This is a genomic window from Bacillus sp. LK2, assembly GCF_001043575.1.
Classification (GTDB): Bacteria; Bacillota; Bacilli; order Bacillales; family Bacillaceae_G; genus Bacillus_A; species Bacillus_A paramycoides.
Genome location: NZ_LDUK01000040.1, coordinates 55,768 through 79,072, shown reverse-complemented (window position 1 = coordinate 79,072; position 23,305 = coordinate 55,768). Strand labels below are relative to the sequence as shown.

The window sequence follows — 23,305 nt, the reverse complement described above, 5'->3', positions numbered from 1 at the left end:
AGCTTCTTATTGATGAATGGGAAGTTGAACGCCCGTTAGAATGGGCTATAAACAACAATTAATAAAAATATATTAATTAAATGTTGTTTTTGTTTCTTATAGTTAAATGCAAATTATAAGAGAAATACAGCTAGAAGGAGTGGGAATATGAAGAAATTTAAAACGGCACTATTAGCAATGGTACTAGTTGTTACTTCTGTACTATTTGCGGCTTGTTCTTCTAACAAAGAAGAAAAGAAAGCAGATGCGAAGACTGAAGAGCGCACTGTACAACACGCAAAAGGGGAAATTAAAATTCCTGCAAATCCAAAGAAAATCGCTGACCTTAGTGGTTCAACAGAAGAATTATTAATTTTCGGTATGAAACCGATTATTACTGCAAATACAACACAAGAAAAAATTGATGGACATATCGCGAAGAAATTAGAAGGTGTAAAACCAGTTGGTTCTGCTTGGGGCGATAAAATTAACATTGAGGCAGTAGCTGCTGCAAAACCAGATTTAATTCTTGTAAACAATCGTCAAGAAAAGATCTACGATCAATTATCTAAAATTGCACCAACAGTTATGTTAAAAACTCCACTAGACCAATGGCGTCCAAAATTCGAAGAAGTAGGTCAAATCTTCGGTAAAGAGAAAGAAACAAAAGAATGGTTCAAGCAGTATGATGAAAAAGCAAGCAAATTACATGACAAAATCATCGCAAAAACTGGCGATGCAACATTCATGAAAATGGCTGCATATCCAAATGCATTCCGCGTATACGGTGACTACGGTTACGGTAGCGTAATCTTTAATGACTTAAAATTACCAGCAGTTAAAGGTACACCAACTGATAAACCGCTAGTACAAGTACAAAAAGAAGCTTTAATCGATTACAACCCAGATTACTTATTCGTATTTACAACTGGTGACGGTTCTCAGCGTCTAAAAGAATTCCAAGAAGAATCAATTTGGAAAAACATGAACGCTGTTAAAAACAATCACGTATTCACAATTAGCAATGAAGACCTAAACAAAGGATACTTCCCACTAGGTAAAGAAATGATCTTAGACGAAGTTGCTGAGTTTGTTTTAGGAAAATAATATACAAAAAGAAATCACTTTTACTTCGGTAAAAGTGATTTTTCTTTATATACAAGGAATTAATATAGTCTTTCATTTCTTTCTGTTTCCTATATCGTTTATAATATATAGTAAGAATGCAGTAAAGAAAGGGGGATGTCGGAAGGTGGTATATTTAAACGACAAACTCAGCGAAACAAAAGTGTTTAAAGACCCAGTACATAAATATGTGCACGTGCGTGATCGTGTTATTTGGGATTTAATCGGAACGAAAGAATTTCAACGCTTGCGCCGTATTAAGCAGCTTGGAACGACATTTTTTACATTTCACGGTGCAGAGCATAGTCGCTTTACTCATTCGTTAGGTGTATATGAAATTATTCGTCGTATGATTGATGATGTGTTTGATGGCAGACCAAATTGGAATGCTGAAGATAGATTATTATGTTTATGTGCGGCATTACTTCATGATGTCGGCCACGGCCCATTTTCTCACTCGTTTGAAAAAGTATTTTCGTTAGATCATGAGAAATTTACGCAAAAGATTATCGTTGGCGATACGGAAATTAATGATGTGTTAAGCCGTGTTGATAAGGAGTTTCCACAAAAGGTAGCAGATGTAATTGCGAAAACATCTACTAATAAACTAGCGATTAGTATGATTTCAAGCCAAATTGATGCTGATCGTATGGATTATTTATTAAGAGATGCTTATTTCACAGGTGTAAAGTATGGCAACTTTGATATGGAACGTATACTGCGTGTCATGCGTCCATATGGGAATCAAGTAGTCATTAAAAATAGTGGTATGCATGCTGTAGAGCATTATATTATGAGCCGTTATCAAATGTATTGGCAAGTATATTTCCATCCGGTAACGCGTAGTGCAGAAGTTATTTTAACGAAGATTTTACATCGAGCGAAATCATTGCATGAGAAGTACTATACTTTTAAATATCATCCTGTTCACTTCTACTCTTTATTTGAAGAAGAGGTAACAGTAGAGGATTATTTAAAGCTAGACGAGAACGTTATGTATTATTACTTCCAAGTATGGCAAGACGAAGAAGATCCAATTTTAAGTGATTTATGCCGCCGATTTATGAATCGAAATCTATTTAAGTATGTAGAGTTTACGGATAGGCACGGTTTAGATAATTGGATGGAGCTAAGTAGCTTATTTAAAAAGATTGGATTAGATCCAGAGTATTATTTAGTTGTTGATTCAACATCGGATTTACCGTATGACTTTTACCGCGCAGGAGAAGAAGAAGAGCGTCTGCCAATCTTACTCCTTATGCCTAACGGGGAACTTAGAGAGCTTTCACGTGAATCGGATATTGTTGAGGCGATTACGGGTAAGAAGAGAACGGATCAAAAGTTATTTTATCCGCATGATTTAATCTATGAAGATGGAAGAAAAGGAAAATATAAAGAAAGAATTATCGAGTTGTTAGAAGGAAAAAAATAAGAAGCAGCTAATGGCTGCTTCTTATGAAAAACTTGAAATTATTTGTCGCTTAAGCGTTTTCCGCCAACTGCATAATGGTTTTTAGACATTTCTTCGATGAAAACAACGATGTTTTCTTCAGGAGCACCAGTTGTTTCGCTTACTGCTGCGGTTACTTTCTCAGCAAGAGCTTTCTTTTGTTCTTCTGTGCGTCCTTCTAGCATTTTCACTGTTACGTATGGCATGTACAATCGCTCCTTTTATGTAAGTTACACTCTTATTATAGCGGATTATGAGGAAGAACAATCGAAAAAACAAATATTTTCTTTTTTTGACATATGGAAGAGGAGATGAAGTATGGATCAGTTATTTAGATACCCGTTGCACCAAATTCCGTTGGTAGCAATGGCAATTATTATTGCGCTATCTGTGCATGAATTTGCACATGCGTATGTTGCATATAAATTTGGAGATGATACAGCGAAAAAACAAGGGCGTTTAACATTATCGCCGATGGCTCACTTAGATCCTATCGGGATGATTGCTGTATTAATTCTTGGATTCGGTTGGGCAAGACCAGTGCCTGTTAACCCGTATAATTTCAAAAGACCGCGTCTTGCAGGAATATTAGTTTCTATTGCAGGACCGATAAGTAATTTAATTTTAAGTGCAATAGGTTTAATTATTTGGTATAGCCTATTAACATTTGGAGTATTAGATTCCATTCCATTTGCAGTAGCAGATACGTTAGCTCAATTTTTCCAAATTTTTATTATGCTTAATATTGTTTTACTTGTATTTAACTTATTACCGATTCCACCACTTGATGGATATCGCGTTGTTGAAGATTTAGCACCAGCAAATGTGCGTGCAAAAATGACTCAGTATGAAAAGTATGGATCAATTGCTTTGTTAATTCTTGTTATTACACCGCTTAGCAATTACACAATTCAGCCTATTTTCAATGTTGTTATTCCGTATGTATTAGTATTTTTACAAAATATCATTGCGCCTATTTTCGGGCTTTTATAATCATTAAGCGAGGAGGAAGTTACATATGACAGAGAAAAAGAAAAAGATTGGTTTTAATATTGTAAAGAATGACTCAACAGATGGACATGGTGGGTTTGGAGTTGGAGCATTAAGTCTAGAAAATATTTCTCCTGTATTTGTTGATGTATTAGAAAAAACTGCGTTCGTTGATATTGGTGCGATGCATGCGCGTAGCACAGTAGAAAAAGGAATTAAGTTTTTAACAAATAAAGATGAAGTTCCAAACGGAAAACCATTTTGGCTTGTTTGGGTAACGATTGAAAGAACGGCAACCGGTGCTCATTATGCAGGTGTAACAGCTTGTGAAATGACAGTAGACCGTGAAATTCGCCGCGGATATAAATCACTTCCAGAGCATGTAAACAAAATGGATAAATCATTAAAGCGTCACATTATGGTTGACCATATGGATGAATCATCTAAAAAAGTACTTGGTGCATTTTTAAAAGAGCATAACGAAGCAATTTGGAACGAATCTAGTGAAGAATTGCGTCATGCATTATTAGGTGAATAAAAATAGCTGACGGGTTTCCGTCAGCTATTTTTTTACCACGGGAGATATTTCTTCCACCAACTTGCTTTAGTCTTTTCTTCACTAGCCTTTTCAAACTCTTCTTTATCATCAACGTGATCCATGCAATATTCAGTCGGCTCTGTACCTTTTGCGAAATACATTTTTACAGAAATTGGACAGTTTTTTGTAGCGATTTTGCCGTTTTCAGGGTTAACGTCGACTGCTACGACATCACTTGGTCGTTTAAAATCCTTTTTAGGCTGTCCATCTAAGCCTTTTTCCATCGTATCGGTCCATATTTTTTTCGCATATCCTTGTTCTGCTGGGTTTGAAATTGATTTAGGTTGATCGTATCCAACCCATACACCAGTTACGAGTTGGGGGGTAAATCCAATCATCCAACTATCAGTTTCGGTAGAACCAGACTTTCCAGCATATGTTCTTGATAGTTTTGATAACATTGATTGACCGGTTACAGCGGCATAACTGCTTAGTTTTTTATTAAACATACCTGTCATCATTTCTTCCATCACAAAAGCTTTGCTCTTATCGAGAACTTGCTTACTCTCCAAATGAGCATCGTATAACATATTCCCTTCATGATCCATAATGCGGCGAATAAAAATAGGTTTTACTTCTTTTCCACCGTTTGCGAACATGCTATAAGCATTCACCATTTCAATTGGTTTTACAGGAGATGTACCGAGAGCAAGAGAAGGAACGTCTTTTAATGCACTTGTAATTCCGAATTGCTTCGCCGTTTTTGCGAGTGTGTCTTCTCCTAAAAACAAATTCGTTTTCACAGCATATACGTTATCAGAGACTGCTAGAGCCTGCGCCATCGTTACAAAATCATCTGCATAATAATCTTTATAGTTTTTCGGTTTATACTTTGATACACCATCACCTAAAGTAAATACAGTATATTCACTTTTTAAGCGTGTAGCAGGGGTAAATCCTCGTTCTAAGGCCGCATAATATAGGAATGGCTTGAATGTAGAACCAGGCTGACGAGCGGCCTGTGTAGCCCTATTAAATTGACTCGTATTATAATCGGTTCCACCAACAAGGGCAGCCACTTCACCAGTTTTTGGGTTCATGGAGACGAGGGCAGTTTGTATGTTTGTTGTTTCAGGTATATGATCTTTTACAGCTTGCTCTGCTACAGATTGTAATTTAGGGTCTAGAGTTGTATAAATACGTAAGCCACCTCGCTGTAAGGCTTGCTCATCTAATCCGATATCACGAAGAAGAGAAGCTTGTACAGCATCTTGGAAATAAGGTGCAATCTCTGCTACTTTTTTCGTATCCAATGAGGCAAATGTAAGAGTTTCCTTTTTTGCCGAGGCTGCTTGCTGTTTTGTAATATATCCTTGTTCTACCATTTCATCTAGTATGAGAGATTGACGCCCTTTAGCACGTTCTTCTTTTAAAAAAGGAGAGTAAACGCTGGGTCCTTTCGGAATACCTGCTAGCATGCTAGCTTCTGCTAATGTTAATTCTTTTGCCGTTTTATCGAAATACAGACGAGACGCGGCTTCGATTCCGTAAGCGCCGTGCCCATAATAAATTGTATTTAAATATCCTTCTAAAATATGATTTTTATTATAGTTTACTTCAAGACGAATGGTATACATTGCTTCTAATAGTTTACGTTTCCACGTCTTATCATGATCTAAGTAAAGGTTACGAGCATACTGTTGTGTAATAGTACTAGCACCTTGTACTTTTGCCATTGCTTTTAAATCGGCAATAATGGCACCGGCAATGCGCCTCATATCAAAGCCATGGTGCTTGTAAAAACGTTGGTCTTCAATAGAGAGTGTCGCCTCTTTTACATAAGGAGAAATTTCATCGAGAGATACATTATAGCGTTTTTGCATTTCATTACTTTGTCCTATAACAGTGTCATCGTTAGCGTAAAAGACACTTGTTTGTGGAACCGCAACAGGGGGAGGTCCCATGATTTTTGCAGCTATAATGATAATGAAAAAGGAAAAAACGAAAAAAAGAACACAAGAGAACATTATGGTGAAGAAAAGACGTTTATATTTTTTAAGTTTTGGATTCATAGTTTGATCCATCTTTTTCAGCCCCTCATTAATACAAGCATTATTGTATTAGTATTGAGGGTTTTGGTTTATTTTAAACAATGAAATTTCTAAAATAAAAAGAGCCCCTTCACTTAAGAAAGGAGCTCAAAAGCACGTGCTGGCCAATCGGTAATGATGACATCTACGCCATAATCAATCATAGTTTGTAAATCTTTAGATTCATTAATGGTGTAAGGGCGGAATACATATCCTTGCCCTTGTGCTAATTGGACAAACTCTTCCGTTAATAATTGAAAGTTTGGGTGTAATCCAGTTGCCTCACGTTTTTTTGCTTCAGCAATAGGATCGGCAAGTGGTGTATCGTACAAAATCGCTCTTGGAATTTCTGGAGCAATTGTTGCTAATAATGAAACAGAATCATGGTTAAATGATGAAAATACAATTTGATTGGATAGATGATACTCACGAACAAGAGCAACAACTTTTTCTTCGATATTTGGATAGTGAATGACATCTGTTTTTAATTCAATGTTGAGCTGTAAATTTGTTGTAGATAGCCAAATGAATACTTCGCGTAACGTTGGAATTTTTGCTTCATGGAAAGAAGGATCTTTATGGCTACCGGCATCTAAAGCTTGTAATTCCTCTACCGTTTTTTCAGATACAAGTCCTACACCATTTGTTGTACGATCGACTGTTTCATCGTGAATCACAACAAGTTCACCATCTTTTGATAGGTGGACATCAAGTTCAATTCCATGAGCACCAATGCGTTCAGCTTCTTGGAAGGCGATCATTGTATTCTCTGGATGTGTTCCTTTTACCCCGCGGTGAGCGAAAATAAGTGGTTTATTCATTTGAAAATCTCCTTATCGTTTCGTTTCTTTCATTATGAAACTGCTTTGAGAAAAATACAATTGAATAGGACAAACATTTACAAAAGTCTAACAGTTGCACAAAAGTTAACGTTAACGTAAAATGTAATAATCGAGTGAAGGGAGGAATAAACATGTATAAAATTGATGAAGTAACAAAACAAGTTGGTTTAACAAAACGTACACTTCGTTATTATGAGGAAATTGGTTTAATTCATCCCCCGGAGCGTAGTGAGGGGAATATTCGCCTGTATACAGATGAGGATATTGCAAGAATTAAAAGGATTGTAGAAGCAAAAGAAGTGTTAGGAATCACACTTCAAGAAATGCAGCATTTCTTATCGTTAAAAGAAAGAATGGAACAAAGAAGAAATAGTGAAAATCCTCGTGATCGTGAAGTTATTCAAGAAATTAAAGAGATGCTTGAAAAACAAGTGCAAACGTTAGACGAGAAAATGGAGCAAATGCAGCGCGTGAAGGCAGAGCTAGAGGATAGTTTAAGTCGAGCAGTTACATTTTTAGAGAATACAAAAGGAGAGTAATCAAAATGGAGAGTAAACAAAAACTAGGGAGATTGATTACAGTAGTGGCTACCTTCCTTGCCTTTTCAGGTATAGGGGTAGTCGATCCAATTTTGCCGATTATTGCTGAGAAAATAGGTGCAACGCATTGGCAAGTTGAAATGTTATTTACAGCATATATTTTAACGATGGCAATTATGATGTTGCCAGCCGGTATATTTGCATCAAGATTTGGTGATAAGAGAATGATGACAATTGGTCTTGCAATTGTGACTGTATTTGCGTTCATATGCGGCATATCGCAAACGATTGCTCAATTATCTCTTTTCCGCGCAGGATGGGGATTAGGAAATGCGATGTTTTTCGCAACAGCAATGACATTATTAATTGCATTAAGTAAAGAAGTTCATGAAGCAGTAGGACTATATGAAGCAGCCATTGGTTTAGGGATGGCTGGTGGGCCGTTACTAGGCGGTATATTAGGTGGACATTCTTGGCGTTATCCATTTTTTGCGACGAGTATTTTAATTTTCTTAGCATTTATTTTAGTTTTCTTTTTTGTAAAAGAGCCGGAGCGAAAAGTGAAGCGTAAAGCAGCTGGTGTGGGAGAATTACTTAACTTGGTGAAATATAAGCCATTTATGCAAGGTGCCATTTCAGGGATGTTATACTACTACGGATTTTTCGTCGTGCTAGCATATTCACCACTTATTATGCATTTATCTGCTATTCAATTAGGGTTTGTATTTTGTGGATGGGGATTAGCGTTAGCTTATGGTTCAGCAATATTAGCACATAAGCTGGAAGGTAAATATGAACCGAAAACATTGTTAAAAGGTAGTTTGCTCGTATTTGCGATGTTATTAATTGCACTATTCTTCGTAAAAGTTATGTGGTTACAAATCGTATTAATTGTTCTATCTGGATTAACATCAGGATTAAATAATGCATTATATACAAGTTATGTAATGGATATTTCACCTTATGAAAGATCTGTTACGTCAGGTGTTTATAACTTCGTTCGTTGGTTAGGGGGCGCGATTGCTCCAATTTTATCAGGAGTCATCGGTCATATAGTTTCGCCGCAAAGCCCATTTTTAGTTGGTGGAATTGTTGTATTAGTTGGTTGTATTATAATCTTAGTTCCGATTCGTAAACCAGTAGAAGTAGAGACAAAAACCCTTTCTTAAGAAAGGGTTTTCTTTCCTATTACAGGACAACCCCTTTTCACATAGATGTTAGAACGCTCTGACTAAAATATATTTTCGGTATTTTTGTACTTTTAACTATACTTTTTGGATGTTTTGTTTTATTTTTGTTAGGGGACATTAATGATGTCCCTATTATAAATTTGCAGCGAAAGGCGTGATTGTACGATGGAACTATGGTTCACTGAAAAACAAACAAAACATTTTGGAATTACGGCGCGTATTAACCGCACATTACATACGGAGCAAACAGAATTTCAAAAGCTTGATATGGTTGAAACGGAAGAGTTTGGAAACATGCTTATTTTAGATGGCATGGTTATGACAACTGAAAAAGACGAGTTCGTTTATCATGAAATGGTAGCACACGTACCTTTATTTACACATCCAAACCCTGAGAACGTATTAGTTGTTGGTGGCGGCGATGGCGGTGTTATTCGTGAAGTATTAAAACACCCAAGTGTGAAGAAAGCGACACTTGTTGAAATCGATGGGAAAGTAATTGAGTACTCTAAGCAGTACTTACCATCAATTGCAGGTGCATTAGATAATGAGCGTGTAGAAGTAAAAGTAGGAGACGGGTTCCTACACATCGCAGAAAGCGAGAACGAATACGATGTAATTATGGTAGATTCTACTGAGCCAGTAGGTCCAGCAGTAAACCTATTTACAAAAGGCTTCTACGCTGGAATCTCTAAAGCGTTAAAAGAAGATGGTATTTTCGTTGCACAAACGGACAACCCTTGGTTTACACCAGAACTAATTACAACTGTGTTTAAAGATGTAAAAGAAATCTTCCCGATTACTCGCTTATACACAGCAAACATTCCAACGTATCCAAGTGGACTTTGGACATTCACAATCGGATCTAAAAAACATGATCCACTAGAAGTAAGTGAAGAGCGTTTCCATGAAATTGAAACGAAATATTACACAAAAGAACTGCATAATGCAGCATTCGCATTACCTAAGTTTGTTGGAGATTTAATTAAGTAAGGGCGTTAAATTGAAATAAATAAAGTGTAAGTAACTCATTTAAGGTGTTTGTCTAGAAGGCTTGAACATGCTAGTTACTTACACTGCTACAAATGAAGTAGTCTTCTTATGATAAAAAGAAGGCGCAGGTAAATCGAGAAAGAGGAGCTATAGGCTCCAAATTTGAGAAATAATGAAAGGTTGGGATACCTTAAGTTCCACATAAGGAGGAAAAGAATATGCGTTTTGATGAAGCTTATTCAGGTAAAGTATTTATTAAAAGTCATCCAAGTTTTGAAGAGTCAGAGGCAGTTATTTACGGGATGCCAATGGATTGGACAGTAAGTTACCGTCCAGGTTCTCGCTTCGGCCCTGCACGTATTCGTGAAGTATCGATTGGACTAGAAGAATATAGTCCATATCTAGATCGTGAACTAGAAGAAGTAAAATATTTTGATGCGGGTGATATTCCATTACCATTTGGGAATCCACAGCGCAGCATAGACATGATTGAAGAATATGTAGCAAAACTATTAGATGCCGGTAAGTTTCCACTAGGTCTCGGCGGTGAGCACTTAGTGTCTTGGCCAATTTTTAAGGCAATGGCAAAAAAATATCCGGATTTAGCAATCATCCATATGGATGCTCATACTGACTTACGTGAGTCGTATGAGGGAGAGCCTTTATCCCACTCTACACCGATTCGTAAAGTGTGCGATTTAATTGGTCCGGAAAACGTATATTCTTTCGGAATTCGTTCTGGAATGAAGGAAGAATTTGAATGGGCAAAAGAAGTAGGTATGAACTTATATAAATTTAACGTATTAGAACCGTTAAAAGAGGTACTACCGAAACTTGCAGGACGCCCAGTCTATGTCACAATCGATATTGATGTATTAGACCCAGCCCATGCTCCTGGAACAGGAACATTAGAAGCTGGCGGTATTACATCTAAAGAACTATTAGAATCCATCGTAGCAATTGCAAATTCAAATATAAAAGTAGTAGGGGCAGACTTAGTAGAAGTAGCTCCAGTCTACGATCATAGCGATCAAACACCAATCGCAGCAAGCAAATTCGTGCGGGAAATGCTGCTCGGTTGGGTGAAATAAAAGCGGAAGCGGCTCGTTTAGAATGTGAGGGGGATGGAGCTTCAGGCGTAGAGGCGCTTTTTGCCTCGAAGGAAGAAGTGAAGCCACCGAGCATTCTAGCCACTGTAGCTGGATAGAAATAAAAGCGGAAGCCTCCTAGACGACTAGGAGGCTTTTATTTTTGTCGTTCTGTGTCGATATATTCGGAAAATCGCTGATATAATTTCATTTATCGTCACGCGACATCAAAAAAGAGCTATTCTCAAACGATGAGAATGGCTCTTTTTTCTTATGCAACTTTTTCTTTCGAAGTAATTCCACGAATTTCATCAGCAGAACGAATTGGGTATTTGCGGAACACAATGGATCCGATGTATCCGACAATTGTGGTAACGATTCCGCATAATACGGCAGCAATCGTTACTTTTATAACGTCATTAAATCCGAATAAGACAAGAAGTCCTGGAATTGGTGATGCTGTCCCTGGTGCATTATTAACGAGCTGGAATAGCGACGTGATAATACCGGCAAGCGCACCGCCAACAAAGTTTGTCATATAGATAGGAATTGGGTTTGCTGAGACAACATCGGCTTGTGTTAAAGGCTCGATTGCGACAGCGATTGTGTCTTTCTTTGAACAAATTTTTAGTCGTTTAAAGAAAATAAAATTCATTGGGGCAGAAGCTGCTACGGCAAGACTACCAATGGCCATTGGTAAACCTGTTAGGCCAAGCATTGCAGTTAGTGCCATAGAACTTAATGGAGATGTAGAAATAACTGTTATTAATCCACCAAGCATAATGCCCATAATAATAGGATTTTCTGTAGTTGCAATTGAAATCATAGAACCGATTTTTCCGAGCGTTGCGTTAACGAGAGGGTCCATAAGCATCGCCATTCCACGTGAAATTGGTGCAGCGATAAATAAGATTGCTAAAAATTCTACACCAGCTGGTAATTTCTTTTCGAGAAATTTCACGACGAATGCACAAACGTATCCAGCGAAAAATCCTGGTAAAATGCCGAATCCACTAGTAGCGATACCAATTAAAACAGCGTATACGGGTGAAACACCGATTGCCAGCGCTACTAAAATAGCCGCTGCGACACCACTCATACTACCAGAAGCTTCTCCTACCGATTGTAAAAAGTCATTATGAAACATTTCTCCACCAATATAACGGTGAAACGCCTCAATAAGAAAGCTCGCGATTGCTGCATTAGCTAAAGCACCCATCGCTTTCATTCCGTAAGGAGCACGGTAACTAAAAAGTGTAAACAGACAAAGTACAACGAGTAATAGTGCTAAACCTTGCAAGATAGCCATTTGAAAACTGTCTCCTTTGATTTTTGTAATAAAAATTTGTATCATTCAATAATAATATAAAAGTTCGTTAAACGGAAAAAAAATTATTGGGAAATTGTTGTAAGGTGAAAGACCCTTACAATAATGTAAGGGAAGTGTAAGACATTTCGATAGAGTATAGTATGCCATTTTTCGTATAATACAGGTATAGACATACGGTTAGTGAGAAAGAAGTGCAAACAGGAGGCGCATGTATGAAATTAGTAATTAAAATTTTAGCTGTGTTCGCCATTATTTTAGGTGGTACAGCATATTATTTAAACTCAAAAACAGAAGGTGTGCATGCTTTTGTAGACAACTTCTTTTCAAATAAAGAAATACAAGATTATTATGCAGTTATAGATAAAGGTGAGAAAAAAGGCGATGAATATTTGTATACATTTAATGGATATACAGAAGACGGAAAGCTACAAGTTATTAAAAGAATGGTGAATCGTGAATTGCATACAGGTGCTTTTATAAAAATTTATGCAAAAGGTATGCAAGGAAAAGGGTGGGCTGAAATCCCGAAAGATTCAATTCCACAAAAAGCACTGCAAAAAATAGAAAAACCATAAAAGGGGCGAATCGTTCGCTCCTTTTTTAGTGCGTTAAAATAGTGATAGATGTATTTTCTTTGTTAGAAATAATTTTTGCATGCCCGCCAATTGGGAAAGTGAAAATTGGAGTTGTATGTCCGAAACTTGCGTTTGCAATGATAGGTAAATGTTTAAGCTCAGGTTTTGAAGCAATCATCTCTTGGATGTCCTCTATCGTACATTCCGCTCCTTTTTGCATCATTCCTATAACAATGCCCTTTACGTATTCAAAATCAGTTTGCTGCATAAGAGAGTGTAAATATCGATCGAAAGTTTTAAGTGTAGCTTTTCCCGTTAAACTATCTTCTTCAAGAAATAAAACTTTATCTCGTAAGCTTGGCATATATGGTGTACCTTGCAATAAATTAAATGTACTCATATTGCCACCAATAATAGTTCCTGTTGCTTCTCCTTCTTGAATCGAAACATATCCTTCATTTTTAATAAACCCTCGATTTTCTTGATCAATATACCAAGAATCATCGCTCCACGTTTCAGCCGGCAGTATTTCAATAGGCGTATTAGAAGTTAAGCACTTTAAAAAGTAATCGGTCGTATAATCGAGCCCTTTCTCCATTCCAAATGAGGAGAAGTGAGGACCTGAATATGTAATTAAGCCTGTTTTTGCATAAAGAGCATTATTTAAAGCAGTAATATCAGAATAGCCACATAAAATTTTCGGGTTTTTACGAATTAAATTATAATCAAGATGTTTTAATAAACCGTTAGAGTTGTACCCTCCAAGTGTCGTCAAAATTGCTTTTACATTAGGGTCTGAGAATGCTTCATGAAGATCTTGAACTCGCGAAGAAATAGAGGATGAAGAAAAGCGATCTATCTCATCAGCGTTTTTTGAGAACGTAACGTGAAATCCCATGTCGGTCAATCTTTTCGTGGCAAGCTCTTGGTTGCTGGTGGAGACAATACTTAAACTGCAAGACGGTGAAATAACCCTTATTTCATCACTTTTTTTTAATTTTGTTGGTAACATTAGATTCGCCCCTTGAAATGAAAGAATATTTAGATTTGAGAAATATTTTATCATATGAAATAAAGTGAAAGTGAATTATTTTTTGAAAAGGAGTTTTCCTGATTTTTCAGCAGACAGACAGAGTCTTTTTTTGATATGATAGGAAAAGTGATTTATTATAAGTAGTATTTAATATCTATAACATTTGAAAGGTGTGCAAGACGTGAAGAAACAACTTGCAGGCTTGCCGGTACACGTTCATTTCGTAACAGAAATCCGTGAAGGGGCGAGGAAGGAAACCGTTGCTTTTGAAGCAAATGGTCAATACTATGTAAAAGGTCAAGGTACATATGTAACATTCCAAGAGCCGAACGAACAAGGCGAAGTGAAAACAATTATTAAAATTCAAGATGAACAAGTTCTCATTATGCGTTCAGGTGCTATTTCTATGCGTCAGACGCATGTGAAAGGTGAATGGACAACTGGTACGTATACGAGTGAACTTGGTACGTTTGCATTGCAAACGAAAACTGATAATGTTCTTTTTAAATGGTCGGATGAAAAGAAAAAAGGACAACTCTTCCTAACGTACGCATTGCTTCTAAGTAAACAAGAAGCTGGCAGATATACAATTACAATTAATTTGAAGGAGGCAAAATAATGAATTCTTTAGAACAAGTAAAAGGATTGATTAAAGAAGAAATTCAAGCTGCTGTATTAAAGGCAGAATTAGCGACAGAAGAACAGATCCCAAACGTCATATTAGAATCTCCAAAAGATAAAACAAATGGTGACTTCTCTACAAATATGGCAATGCAACTTGCACGCGTTGCAAAAAAAGCACCTCGTATGATTGCAGAAGAATTAGTTGCAAACTTCGATAAAGCAAAAGCTTCCATTGAAAAAATTGAAATCGCTGGTCCTGGTTTCATTAACTTCTACATGAATAATAGCTACTTAACAGACTTAATCCCAACAATCGTCAACGCTGGTGAAGCTTACGGTGAAACGAATACTGGTAAAGGTGAAAAAGTACAAATTGAGTTCGTATCTGCGAATCCAACAGGTGACCTTCACTTAGGACATGCACGTGGTGCGGCAGTAGGTGACACTTTATGTAACGTATTAGCAAAAGCAGGATACGATGTATCTCGTGAGTACTACATTAATGATGCTGGTAACCAAATTCATAATTTAGCTCTTTCAGTTGAAGCTCGTTACATGCAAGCTTTAGGTTTAGAGAAAGAAATGCCAGAAGACGGTTACCATGGTGCGGACATCATTGGAATCGGTAAACGTTTAGCAGAAGAGTTTGGCGATCGTTATGCAAAAGCTGATGCTGAAGAAAGCTATGAATTCTACCGTGAATATGGTTTGAAATATGAGTTAGCAAAACTTCAAAAAGACTTAGAAAGCTTCCGTGTTAAATTTGATGTATGGTTCTCAGAAACATCATTATACAAAAACGGAAAAATTGATCAGGCTCTTGCTGTATTAAAAGAGCGTGAAGAAATCTTTGAAGAAGACGGAGCAACTTGGTTCCGTTCAATGACTTACGGTGACGACAAAAACCGTGTATTAATTAAAAACGACGGTTCTTACACATACTTAACGCCAGATATTGCTTACCATCGCGACAAATTAGAGCGCGGTTTCGATAAGCTAATCAATATTTGGGGTGCTGACCACCATGGTTACATTCCTCGTATGAAAGCTGCTATTCAAGCGCTAGGTTACGATAAAGAAACACTGGAAGTGGAAATCATCCAAATGGTACAACTGTACCAAAATGGTGAAAAAATGAAGATGAGTAAGCGTACAGGTAAAGCAGTTACACTTCGTGAGCTTATGGAAGAAGTAGGCGTGGACGCAATGCGTTACTTCTTCGCAATGCGTAGCGGTGATTCTCATTTAGACTTCGATATGGACTTAGCTGTATCAAAATCTAATGAAAACCCAGTGTACTATGCACAATATGCTCATGCTCGCGTATGCAGTATCCTTCGTCAAGGTGAAGAGTTAGGATTAGCTACAGGCGGGGATGTGAATTACAAACTTGTTACTTCCGAGAAAGAAGTAGAGTTACTGAAAAAACTTGGTGAATTCCCAGCTGTAGTTGCGGATGCAGCGCAAAAACGTCTACCACACCGCATTACAAGTTATGCATTTGAATTAGCAGCAGCATTACACAGCTTCTATAATGCAGAAAAAGTATTAAACCAAGATAACTTAGAATTAAGTAAAGCTCGTTACGAATTAATGAAAGCAGTACGCACTACACTTCAAAATGCATTAGCAATCGTAGGAGTATCTGCACCAGAGAAAATGTAATAGACAAAAGAAAAGTACCGAAAAGTCGTATGAGAGGAACCGCACGTACGGCTTGATGAAGGGAAGCTGAAGCATAAAAAGAGATGGCAAAGCTATCTCTTTTTCTGTTGCAGTTTTTTACTCTAAATATATGTTATGGTGATGAAGTGAAAATAGAAAACTAACAATTAACTATTGATTTTTAGGGGGAATTCTAGAATAATAGGGTGTTGGGAGTGAAATTTCCAAAAATCAGCATATGTATTATTAGTTGGTGGAAAGTTACTGGGAAATGGTGTGATTGTTGTAAAAACCATTGTTACAGCTAGGCCAAATACTAAAATAACGATTCATCTAACCAAGTATTTAAACAATTAGTAATTGATCATGAAAACTTCCAACCTAGTCAAGAAACTAGGGGGTTATGTTTAAAAATAGTACAATTAAAGTTTTTATGATTTGATAAAAATAATGAAAGGATATAAATCTCTCTGTTTTAATATTATCATCATATATAAGCTCATTTTAATTCTTCGACATAGCCATGGAACCCAGTAGGCAAAGTATTTTTTCTCGACACTCATTTATATACTCCAAAAATGAAAAGGCTGAATTGCGTATTTCTATACGATTTACATGAAATCAGTCGACAATCATACTCTTTTTAGTTATTCCCAAATTCGTTCCACTGTATTTAAATTTGGAGAATATGGCGTTCATCTTGCATAGGCAACTAATACTTCATCCAGAGCATTTTTAATTATATAATGCTGGCGGTGGAACGCTTTTTGTTCTACTTGTTTAGGTGTGTAGGTCGGTTGTGTAACTAAACACAAAACATTTTAACCTATGGCCAATTTCACCTCAACTCATAATGGCAGAAATGCATCTTCAATAACACCTTTTAGAATACGAGTATCCAAGTATGTTTCACAGTTTTAATCTTCTTCGGCTGATATGCTACATTCTATTATAGATTGCACTTCTTGTTATTCTTTAGGAGGATAAGTAAGGAAGTTGACCAAATGCATATTTACCGTGAAGTGGCTCTTCCATATCTGTCAGCAATGAAATTTTGTGTTTATAGGGCAAACGTGTGCGCTCGGTATGAAGAAATTTCGGAAATCCTACGGCATAATAAGATGAATGACTGTCATGAGTTTTATCGTGAATGCTTTTCGAATTGCCTTCTTCTAGCTTTGCAGTTATTCTGTGGTCCGTTCATGTGTACTTGTAATTTGAATTTCTTTATCAAGATTTTTCCTGTCCTGTATCTGTTTTTGTTAAACGGTATAGGCCAGAAGTAAAATGTCGGAGAAATTAGATGCATCTATATAAGAGTCAAACTTCAAGTTTCTAAATAATAGAAGGGTTGAAAAAAGAGAAAAAGATGATAATGGCTATCAAACACATTTTAGTAAAGTGGCTTAATGACATTGAATAGTAGAATCTTTGTCATAGTATATTTGTCCTAGAATCTAGAAACATTTAATTTTATAGGGAGGATAACAGAAAGCATGTATTTAAAAAGGATAACTTCAATTTTTTCGATTATAATGATTTTTATGTTTACTATAGGCCAGAGTCTTTTACCTATAGTAGCAAATGCACAAGAACTAAACACAGCAGGACTTGTGGATAGTTTTCAGATTGGTAAAACAAATCTAAGTACCACAGAACGGACTAAAGTAACTGTAAACTTTAGTGAAAAAGATGGACTTAGGCTGAAGCCTGGAGACACACTAACATTAACACTGCCTCCAGAATTAAAAGGATTAGATAGAGAGTTTCCATTAAATGACTATGGTACTTGTAAAGTTACAGGAGGCACTGTGGTATGTACATTTAATGATAAAGTGGATACATATGAAAATATTCAAGGGTATTTAAACTTTTTCGTGGAAGCTACTAATGTAGGAACGGATGAAAAGAAAGAGATTGAAACTAATTTCGGTACAACTGTAGATAAGCAATCTGTAACAATTACCGGTCCAAGTAGTGGTGGTGGTACAGATCCTGGAACGGGACCGTTTTTTTATAAAACTGGTGATATGAACTCAGGTAAGGACAATGAAGTACGTTGGTTCTTGAATATAAACTTAAATAAAGAAGAGTTAAGTCGCGATATTGTTGTGACTGATAATTTACAGGAAGGCCAAACACTTAATAAGGATAGTTTCTATATAAGTGTAGATGGTGATTTAGGTCGTCAATATTTAACGCTACAAGAGTTTGAAAAGCAAGGTTATGGAACAATTACCTTTACTGGTGACCGATCATTTAAAGTTGTGCTTAATAAGGATAAAGCAAGTCTTACCGCCTTTTCGATTGGTTATACATCTACTATAACGGAAGCCGGAATGAAGCAAGATTTTTTTAAGAATGATTATACGATTGATTACCAAGTTGTAAATAAAGAGCCAGTTAATGAATCGGGCAGTTACCCAGTCGAAAATATGACAGCTGGCGGTGGTGCTACTGGTAACAAGGTTCCAAAAGGAAAGCTGAAAATTGTTAAACATATTGAAGGGAATAAAGAAAAAGTAATCCCGAATGTTTCGTTTAAGTTGTATAAAGAGTCTGGTGAACAAGTTGGGGGCGAATATAAAACAAATGAAAAAGGGATAGTTGAAACTCCTCAATTATCACCAGGTAAATATTATGTGCAAGAGGTTTCAGCTCCAAACTATATTGATTTCGATCCTCAGAAAAAAGTAGAGTTTGAAATAAAATCAGATGATGAAATTGGAGTCGAACTGGATATTCCAAATAAAGTGAAAACTACATCTGTTTCAGGAACGAAGACTTGGAAGGATGGAGACGGAGCAGGTCGTCCAGAAAAGATCAAAGTCGACTTATACCAAAATGGAACAGTGATTCAAACAAAAGAAGTAACAGCAGCAAACAATTGGAAATATGAATTCAAAGATTTAGTGGTATACGATGAAAATGGAAAAGCATACAAGTATGAAGTGAAAGAACAACCGATAGATGGATACACAACAGAAGTAAATGGTTATGACATTACAAATACAAAAGTGGTACAAACAACCAAAGTAGAAGGAACGAAAACATGGAAGGACGGAAATGCGGAAGGTCGTCCGACGATGATTAAAGTAGACTTACTACAAAACGGTACAGTGATTGCGACGCAAGAAGTAAGCGAAGCAACAGGCTGGAAATATGAATTTAAAGATTTGGCGATAAACGATGTAGACGGAAAAGCATATAAGTATGAAGTGAAAGAACAACCGGTAGATGGATACGAATCTAAAGTCAATGGTTATGACATCACGAATACAAAAGTAGGTAAGACATCAGTTGCAGGAACGAAGACGTGGAACGATAACAATGCGTCAGATCGTCCGAAAACAATCAAAGTAGATTTAGTACAAAAAGATAACTCACAAGCACAAAAAGAAACAGTGATTGCGACGCAAGAAGTAAGTGAAGCAACAGGCTGGAAGTATGAGTTTAAAGATTTAGCAGCGTATGATGAAAATGGAGTAGCATATAAGTATGAAGTGAAAGAACAAGCAGTACCAGGATATGAATCCAAAGTAAGTGGTTATGACATCACAAATACAAAAGTAGGCGAAACAAAAGTAGAAGGAACGAAGACATGGAAAGACGGAAATGCAACAGACCGTCCGACAATGATCAAAGTAGACCTTTTACAAAATGGTAAAGTAGTAGACACAAAAGAAGTAACAGCAGCAACAGAATGGAAGTACACATTTGAAAACCTCCAAGCATATGATGCAAACGGAGCAGCGTACAAGTATGAAGTGAAAGAACAAGCAGTACCAGGATATGAATCCAAAGTAAATGGTTATGACATCACAAATACAAAAGTAGGCCAAACAAAAGTAGAAGGAACGAAAACGTGGAAAGATGATAATGCGAAAGATCGTCCGGAAAAGATTAAAGTAGATCTACTACAAAATGGTACAGTGATTGCGACGCAAGAAGTAAGCAAAGCAACAGGCTGGAAATACGAATTCAAAGATTTGGCAGCATATGATGCAGAAGGTAAGGCATACAAGTATGAAGTGAAAGAACAACCAATCGACGGATACAAATCCGAAGTGAAAGGTTATGACATCACAAATACAAAAGTAGGCGAAACGAAAGTAGAAGGAACAAAAACGTGGAACGATAACAATGCAACAGATCGTCCAAGCTCGATTAAAGTAGACTTACTACAAAACGGTAAAGTAGTAGACACAAAAGAAGTAACAGCAGAAACAAACTGGAAGTATACGTTTGAAAAACTACAAGCATACGATGCAAACGGAGTAGCGTACAAGTATGAAGTGAAAGAACAACAGGTAGACGGATACAAATCCGAAGTAAAAGGTTATGACATCACGAATACAAAAGTAGGCGAAACAAAAGTAGAAGGAACGAAAACGTGGAACGATAACAATGCAACAGATCGTCCAAGCTCGATTAAAGTAGACTTACTACAAAACGGTAAAGTAGTAGACACAAAAGAAGTAACAGCAGAAACAAACTGGAAGTATACGTTTGAAAAACTGCAAGCATACGATGCAAACGGAGTAGCGTACAAGTATGAAGTGAAAGAACAACCAGTAGCTGGATATGAATCAAAAGTAAATGGTTATGACATCACGAATACAAAAGTGGGCGAAACGAAAGTAGAAGGAACAAAGGCTTGGAACGATAACAACGCAACAGATCGTCCAAGCACAATCAAAGTAGACTTACTACAAAACGGTCAAGTAATTGACACGAAAGAAGTAAGTAAAGCAACAAACTGGAAGTACACGTTTGAAAAACTACAAGTATATGATGCAAACGGAGTAGCGTACAAGTATGAAGTGAAAGAACAACCAGTAGCGGGATACAAATCCGAAGTAAAAGGTTATGACATCACAAATACAAAAATCAAGGAAGAACCAAATGTAGATCCAAAAGATCCGAAAGATCCAAGTACAGATCCAAAAGATCCAAGCACAGATCCAAAAGATCCAAGCACAGATCCGAAAGATCCAAAAGATCCAAGCACAGATCCAAAAGATCCAAACACAAATACAGACAAAAATAGCGATTCAAAAGTTCCACCAACTACAGAAAATGATAAGCCAACATTGCTTCCTAACACAGGAGGGAAATCAGCAGAAATGATTTCAATTCTTGGAGGCATGGTATTGTTCCTTCTAGGTGGAATCCTATTCGCTCGTCAACGAATAAAATAATAAAAAAGCTTTAGATTATTGATTACACTGTAATCTGAGTAGCAGATGAATTAAAGAATTACTATTGATATTACGCCCTTTAGGTAAGTATTCAAAAACACTTCACGATAAAGTGAAGGGAAGAATGCAACCTGAAGGGTTTTTTTTATAGAAAAAAGAGAACAGTTTCAAGTTGGACTCAATCGGTGGCCCAGTAATATGGTCAGCTTTCATAGAGATAAGTGGCTCTAAAGCGATAACAAAACTGCAAGAATAATTTTTTCATAATTGAAAAATCTCTTGTTAGATGTAATCAATATTATTACAATTTTTATTCTACATGATAATGCTATGTAATAAATATATTTTTTATTTATATATTACGATTTTAATTATACGCGATAATACCATAAAATAAATATGCTTTTATGCATATTTATTTTTTCTCAATAAACAGCCACCGATTAATCGGTGGCTTGAAATAGTATTAAGCGGCTTTTTGTTCTGTTTTCACGGTAGATTGAAGGCTATTATAGACGCCTGTACCAATGACCTCTAATGCCATTTTCATACGTTCTAGCGAAATATTTTCTAATACGTTATCTTGAGGTGTGTGATATACCTTTTCAATGTGATAGATTAATGGATTCCAACTATCGACGCCCATCCAAATAAATAGTGCAGAAGGAATACCGACTTCAGCAAATGGTACGTGATCACTAGAGCCAAATCTTCCTTGAAGAACGAGATCATTATTTAATTGTTTCCCTGCTTGTAATGCTGCATCTGTTACAAAGTTCGTGGAACCGTCAGGAGTCATAGCGTATAAATTCTTTGCTTTATCATAATTTGTTGCAACCATATCAGCGTTGAAGACACCTAAAATGCGATTACGTTCTTTTTGTGATAAGTTTTCTACGTAATATTCAGAGCCGAGTAAACCAGTTTCTTCAGAACCAAAAGCGATAAAGCGGACTTCTTTATCAGTTTCTACATTTTGAAAAGCACGAGCTAGTTCTAATATTAATCCTGTACCAGAAGCGTTATCATTCGCTCCAGGTGCTCCAACGACACTATCATAGTGTGAACTTACAACGACAGCTTTTTCATTACCTGTACTATTTTTTGGTTTCTTTTTAGCAATAACATTTAGAGATGTTAAATTAGATTCATGTCTTGCTTTTAGGGAAAGAATTGTTGTCCCTTTTTTTGCGATTTCTTCTTTAAATGCATTTCCTTGAGCATAAGCAAGACCAAAGACAGGGACAGACTGTTTTTTAGTTAAGTAAGGATTGAAGGTTTGGCCGTAGTTTCCACGACCTCCAATTAAACTGTATAAAAGAACACCTTTCGCTCCTTTGCTAACAGCATTTTCAACTTGCTTATTATAATCTGCTGCTGTTGCACCTCTTTCGAATAAAACAATTTTTCCGTTTACCTCATTTGGAATCTCATCTAGTTTCGTTCCACCTTGAACAAAGATAAGAGGAGCTGTAACAGCTTCTGTAGAAATTAGTGCATTGGGAGCAGCGCCAGCTTGCCAATTACGTTTTGTGGATAATGGTGATTCGATAAATCCAACGTATTGATCCGGTACTTGAAAGGGCTGATATTCTACTTCATATCCCATTGATTTAAGTTGCATACCAACGTAGCGAGAGGCCCACTCTTCTGATTTTGTACCACCTGGACGGGGACCGATTGTTTCGGATAAGAAACGGATATGTTCGATGGCGCGGCTTGCATCAACTTGTTTTGTAATAGGTGGGGTCTGTGTAATTTCTGACGTGGAATCAGCTTTTGCTTGTCCGATTGGAGCTAAGCTAACGGCGAGTGATACAGCAAGCAAGGAGCTTACTATTTTTTGTTTCAGCGATTTTCTCATTTTTTCCTCTCCCATTCTTCTATTCTCTCTGACTGACAAAAGAAGACGGATAACGACTTTATTTTATCTTTTCATGTCTGAATTTTCAATATTTAGAAGTTGAGAAATAAAGAAGCTATATGCATATTTACATATTTTTAGCGGAGATATGTATGCTATCATTCTAAATGAAGGATTGCTTTCTATTCT

The 23,305-nt window shown here is 36.7% G+C and carries 19 protein-coding genes; 13 read left to right on the top strand and 6 right to left on the bottom strand.

The genetic code is table 11. The features are described 5' to 3' along the window. Positions 1-147: 147 nt before the first annotated feature. Positions 148-1,086, top strand: coding sequence for an ABC transporter substrate-binding protein (locus VK90_RS20870; protein WP_002174411.1), 939 nt, complete (start codon positions 148-150; stop codon positions 1,084-1,086). Positions 1,087-1,231: 145 nt separating this feature from the next. Next, positions 1,232-2,536, top strand: a complete 1,305-nt coding sequence (locus VK90_RS20865; protein WP_048374914.1) for an HD domain-containing protein — start codon at positions 1,232-1,234, stop codon at positions 2,534-2,536. A 38-nt stretch (positions 2,537-2,574) separates the two neighbouring features. On the opposite strand, the gene VK90_RS20860 is transcribed toward VK90_RS20865, so the two are convergent. Beyond that, positions 2,575-2,760, bottom strand: a complete 186-nt coding sequence (locus VK90_RS20860; RefSeq protein ID WP_001147171.1) for a 2-hydroxymuconate tautomerase — start codon at positions 2,758-2,760, stop codon at positions 2,575-2,577. 112 nt (positions 2,761-2,872) lie between these two features. On the opposite strand from VK90_RS20860, the gene VK90_RS20855 reads away from it, so the two are divergent. Together VK90_RS20855 and VK90_RS20850 are read left to right on the top strand one after the other, a co-directional pair. Continuing rightward, on the top strand, positions 2,873-3,547 hold the full coding sequence (locus VK90_RS20855) for a site-2 protease family protein (protein WP_002174409.1): 675 nt from the start codon (positions 2,873-2,875) through the stop codon (positions 3,545-3,547). 25 nt (positions 3,548-3,572) lie between these two features. Beyond that, complete coding sequence (locus VK90_RS20850; protein ID WP_048374912.1) at positions 3,573-4,082, top strand: YwhD family protein; 510 nt, start codon at positions 3,573-3,575, stop codon at positions 4,080-4,082. 32 nt (positions 4,083-4,114) lie between these two features. Here VK90_RS20850 and VK90_RS20845 read toward each other — a convergent pair whose 3' ends face one another. After that, positions 4,115-6,166 (bottom strand): transglycosylase domain-containing protein, encoded by a 2,052-nt coding sequence (locus tag VK90_RS20845; RefSeq protein ID WP_048374910.1) that lies wholly within the window; start codon positions 6,164-6,166, stop codon positions 4,115-4,117. A gap of 101 nt (positions 6,167-6,267) precedes the next feature. Beyond that, positions 6,268-6,993 carry a glycerophosphodiester phosphodiesterase gene (locus tag VK90_RS20840; RefSeq protein ID WP_048374909.1) on the bottom strand — a complete coding sequence of 242 codons (726 nt, stop codon included), beginning with the start codon at positions 6,991-6,993 and terminating at the stop codon, positions 6,268-6,270. A gap of 152 nt (positions 6,994-7,145) precedes the next feature. Here VK90_RS20840 and VK90_RS20835 point away from each other — a divergent pair, with 152 nt between their 5' ends. From VK90_RS20835 to VK90_RS31120, 5 genes are all read left to right on the top strand, one after another. Next, positions 7,146-7,553, top strand: coding sequence for a MerR family transcriptional regulator (locus VK90_RS20835; RefSeq protein ID WP_002016353.1), 408 nt, complete (start codon positions 7,146-7,148; stop codon positions 7,551-7,553). Positions 7,554-7,558: 5 nt separating this feature from the next. After that, positions 7,559-8,722, top strand: a complete 1,164-nt coding sequence (locus VK90_RS20830; protein WP_002174404.1) for an MFS transporter — start codon at positions 7,559-7,561, stop codon at positions 8,720-8,722. 186 nt (positions 8,723-8,908) lie between these two features. Further along, entirely contained in the window at positions 8,909-9,736 is an 828-nt protein-coding gene (gene speE / locus VK90_RS20825; protein WP_000424696.1) for a polyamine aminopropyltransferase, read from the top strand. A gap of 218 nt (positions 9,737-9,954) precedes the next feature. Then, positions 9,955-10,827 (top strand): agmatinase, encoded by an 873-nt coding sequence (speB, locus tag VK90_RS20820; RefSeq protein WP_002113102.1) that lies wholly within the window; start codon positions 9,955-9,957, stop codon positions 10,825-10,827. Next, a complete protein-coding gene (locus tag VK90_RS31120; RefSeq protein ID WP_048374905.1) occupies positions 10,815-10,943 on the top strand; it encodes a hypothetical protein in 129 nt (42 codons plus the stop codon). The genes speB and VK90_RS31120 overlap by 13 nt, the downstream gene beginning before the upstream one ends. Positions 10,944-11,095: 152 nt before the next feature. Here the strand turns inward: VK90_RS31120 and VK90_RS20810 are convergent, their stop codons facing one another. Then, positions 11,096-12,133, bottom strand: a complete 1,038-nt coding sequence (locus VK90_RS20810) for a PTS sugar transporter subunit IIC (protein ID WP_048374903.1) — start codon at positions 12,131-12,133, stop codon at positions 11,096-11,098. Between the two features lie 233 nt (positions 12,134-12,366). On the opposite strand from VK90_RS20810, the gene VK90_RS20805 reads away from it, so the two are divergent. Then, a complete protein-coding gene (locus tag VK90_RS20805) occupies positions 12,367-12,729 on the top strand; it encodes a YxeA family protein (protein WP_048374901.1) in 363 nt (120 codons plus the stop codon). 25 nt (positions 12,730-12,754) lie between these two features. Here VK90_RS20805 and VK90_RS20800 read toward each other — a convergent pair whose 3' ends face one another. Continuing rightward, complete coding sequence (locus tag VK90_RS20800) at positions 12,755-13,741, bottom strand: S66 family peptidase (RefSeq protein WP_048374898.1); 987 nt, start codon at positions 13,739-13,741, stop codon at positions 12,755-12,757. Between the two features lie 202 nt (positions 13,742-13,943). Here VK90_RS20800 and VK90_RS20795 point away from each other — a divergent pair, with 202 nt between their 5' ends. From VK90_RS20795 to VK90_RS29125, 3 genes are all read left to right on the top strand, one after another. Next, entirely contained in the window at positions 13,944-14,381 is a 438-nt protein-coding gene (locus VK90_RS20795; RefSeq protein ID WP_048374896.1) for a DUF1934 domain-containing protein, read from the top strand. Continuing rightward, positions 14,381-16,051 carry an arginine--tRNA ligase gene (gene argS / locus VK90_RS20790; RefSeq protein WP_048374894.1) on the top strand — a complete coding sequence of 557 codons (1,671 nt, stop codon included), beginning with the start codon at positions 14,381-14,383 and terminating at the stop codon, positions 16,049-16,051. The genes VK90_RS20795 and argS overlap by 1 nt, the downstream gene beginning before the upstream one ends. A 1,496-nt stretch (positions 16,052-17,547) precedes the next feature. After that, positions 17,548-21,252: a Cna B-type domain-containing protein gene (locus tag VK90_RS29125; RefSeq protein WP_156185443.1), complete on the top strand. Its 3,705-nt coding sequence runs from the start codon at positions 17,548-17,550 to the stop codon at positions 21,250-21,252. Positions 21,253-21,718: 466 nt separating this feature from the next. Here the strand turns inward: VK90_RS29125 and VK90_RS20775 are convergent, their stop codons facing one another. Further along, the gene (locus VK90_RS20775; protein ID WP_048375078.1) at positions 21,719-23,116 is read right to left on the bottom strand and encodes a M28 family metallopeptidase; all 1,398 of its coding nucleotides are present in this window, start codon (positions 23,114-23,116) and stop codon (positions 21,719-21,721) included. Positions 23,117-23,305: the final 189 nt, after the last annotated feature.

Bases quoted from the DNA above. Each gene is read 5' to 3' on its own strand.
- VK90_RS20870 (WP_002174411.1), top strand. From the start codon at position 148: ATGAAGAAATTTAAAACGGCACTATTAGCAATGGTACTAGTTGTTACT.
- VK90_RS20860 (WP_001147171.1), bottom strand. From the start codon at position 2,760: ATGCCATACGTAACAGTGAAAATGCTAGAAGGACGCACAGAAGAACAA.
- VK90_RS20855 (WP_002174409.1), top strand. From the start codon at position 2,873: ATGGATCAGTTATTTAGATACCCGTTGCACCAAATTCCGTTGGTAGCA.
- VK90_RS20850 (WP_048374912.1), top strand. From the start codon at position 3,573: ATGACAGAGAAAAAGAAAAAGATTGGTTTTAATATTGTAAAGAATGAC.
- VK90_RS20845 (WP_048374910.1), bottom strand. From the start codon at position 6,166: ATGGATCAAACTATGAATCCAAAACTTAAAAAATATAAACGTCTTTTC.
- VK90_RS20840 (WP_048374909.1), bottom strand. From the start codon at position 6,993: ATGAATAAACCACTTATTTTCGCTCACCGCGGGGTAAAAGGAACACAT.
- VK90_RS20835 (WP_002016353.1), top strand. From the start codon at position 7,146: ATGTATAAAATTGATGAAGTAACAAAACAAGTTGGTTTAACAAAACGT.
- VK90_RS20830 (WP_002174404.1), top strand. From the start codon at position 7,559: ATGGAGAGTAAACAAAAACTAGGGAGATTGATTACAGTAGTGGCTACC.
- speE (WP_000424696.1), top strand. From the start codon at position 8,909: ATGGAACTATGGTTCACTGAAAAACAAACAAAACATTTTGGAATTACG.
- speB (WP_002113102.1), top strand. From the start codon at position 9,955: ATGCGTTTTGATGAAGCTTATTCAGGTAAAGTATTTATTAAAAGTCAT.
- VK90_RS20810 (WP_048374903.1), bottom strand. From the start codon at position 12,133: ATGGCTATCTTGCAAGGTTTAGCACTATTACTCGTTGTACTTTGTCTG.
- VK90_RS20805 (WP_048374901.1), top strand. From the start codon at position 12,367: ATGAAATTAGTAATTAAAATTTTAGCTGTGTTCGCCATTATTTTAGGT.
- VK90_RS20800 (WP_048374898.1), bottom strand. From the start codon at position 13,741: ATGTTACCAACAAAATTAAAAAAAAGTGATGAAATAAGGGTTATTTCA.
- argS (WP_048374894.1), top strand. From the start codon at position 14,381: ATGAATTCTTTAGAACAAGTAAAAGGATTGATTAAAGAAGAAATTCAA.
- VK90_RS29125 (WP_156185443.1), top strand. From the start codon at position 17,548: ATGTATTTAAAAAGGATAACTTCAATTTTTTCGATTATAATGATTTTT.
- VK90_RS20775 (WP_048375078.1), bottom strand. From the start codon at position 23,116: ATGAGAAAATCGCTGAAACAAAAAATAGTAAGCTCCTTGCTTGCTGTA.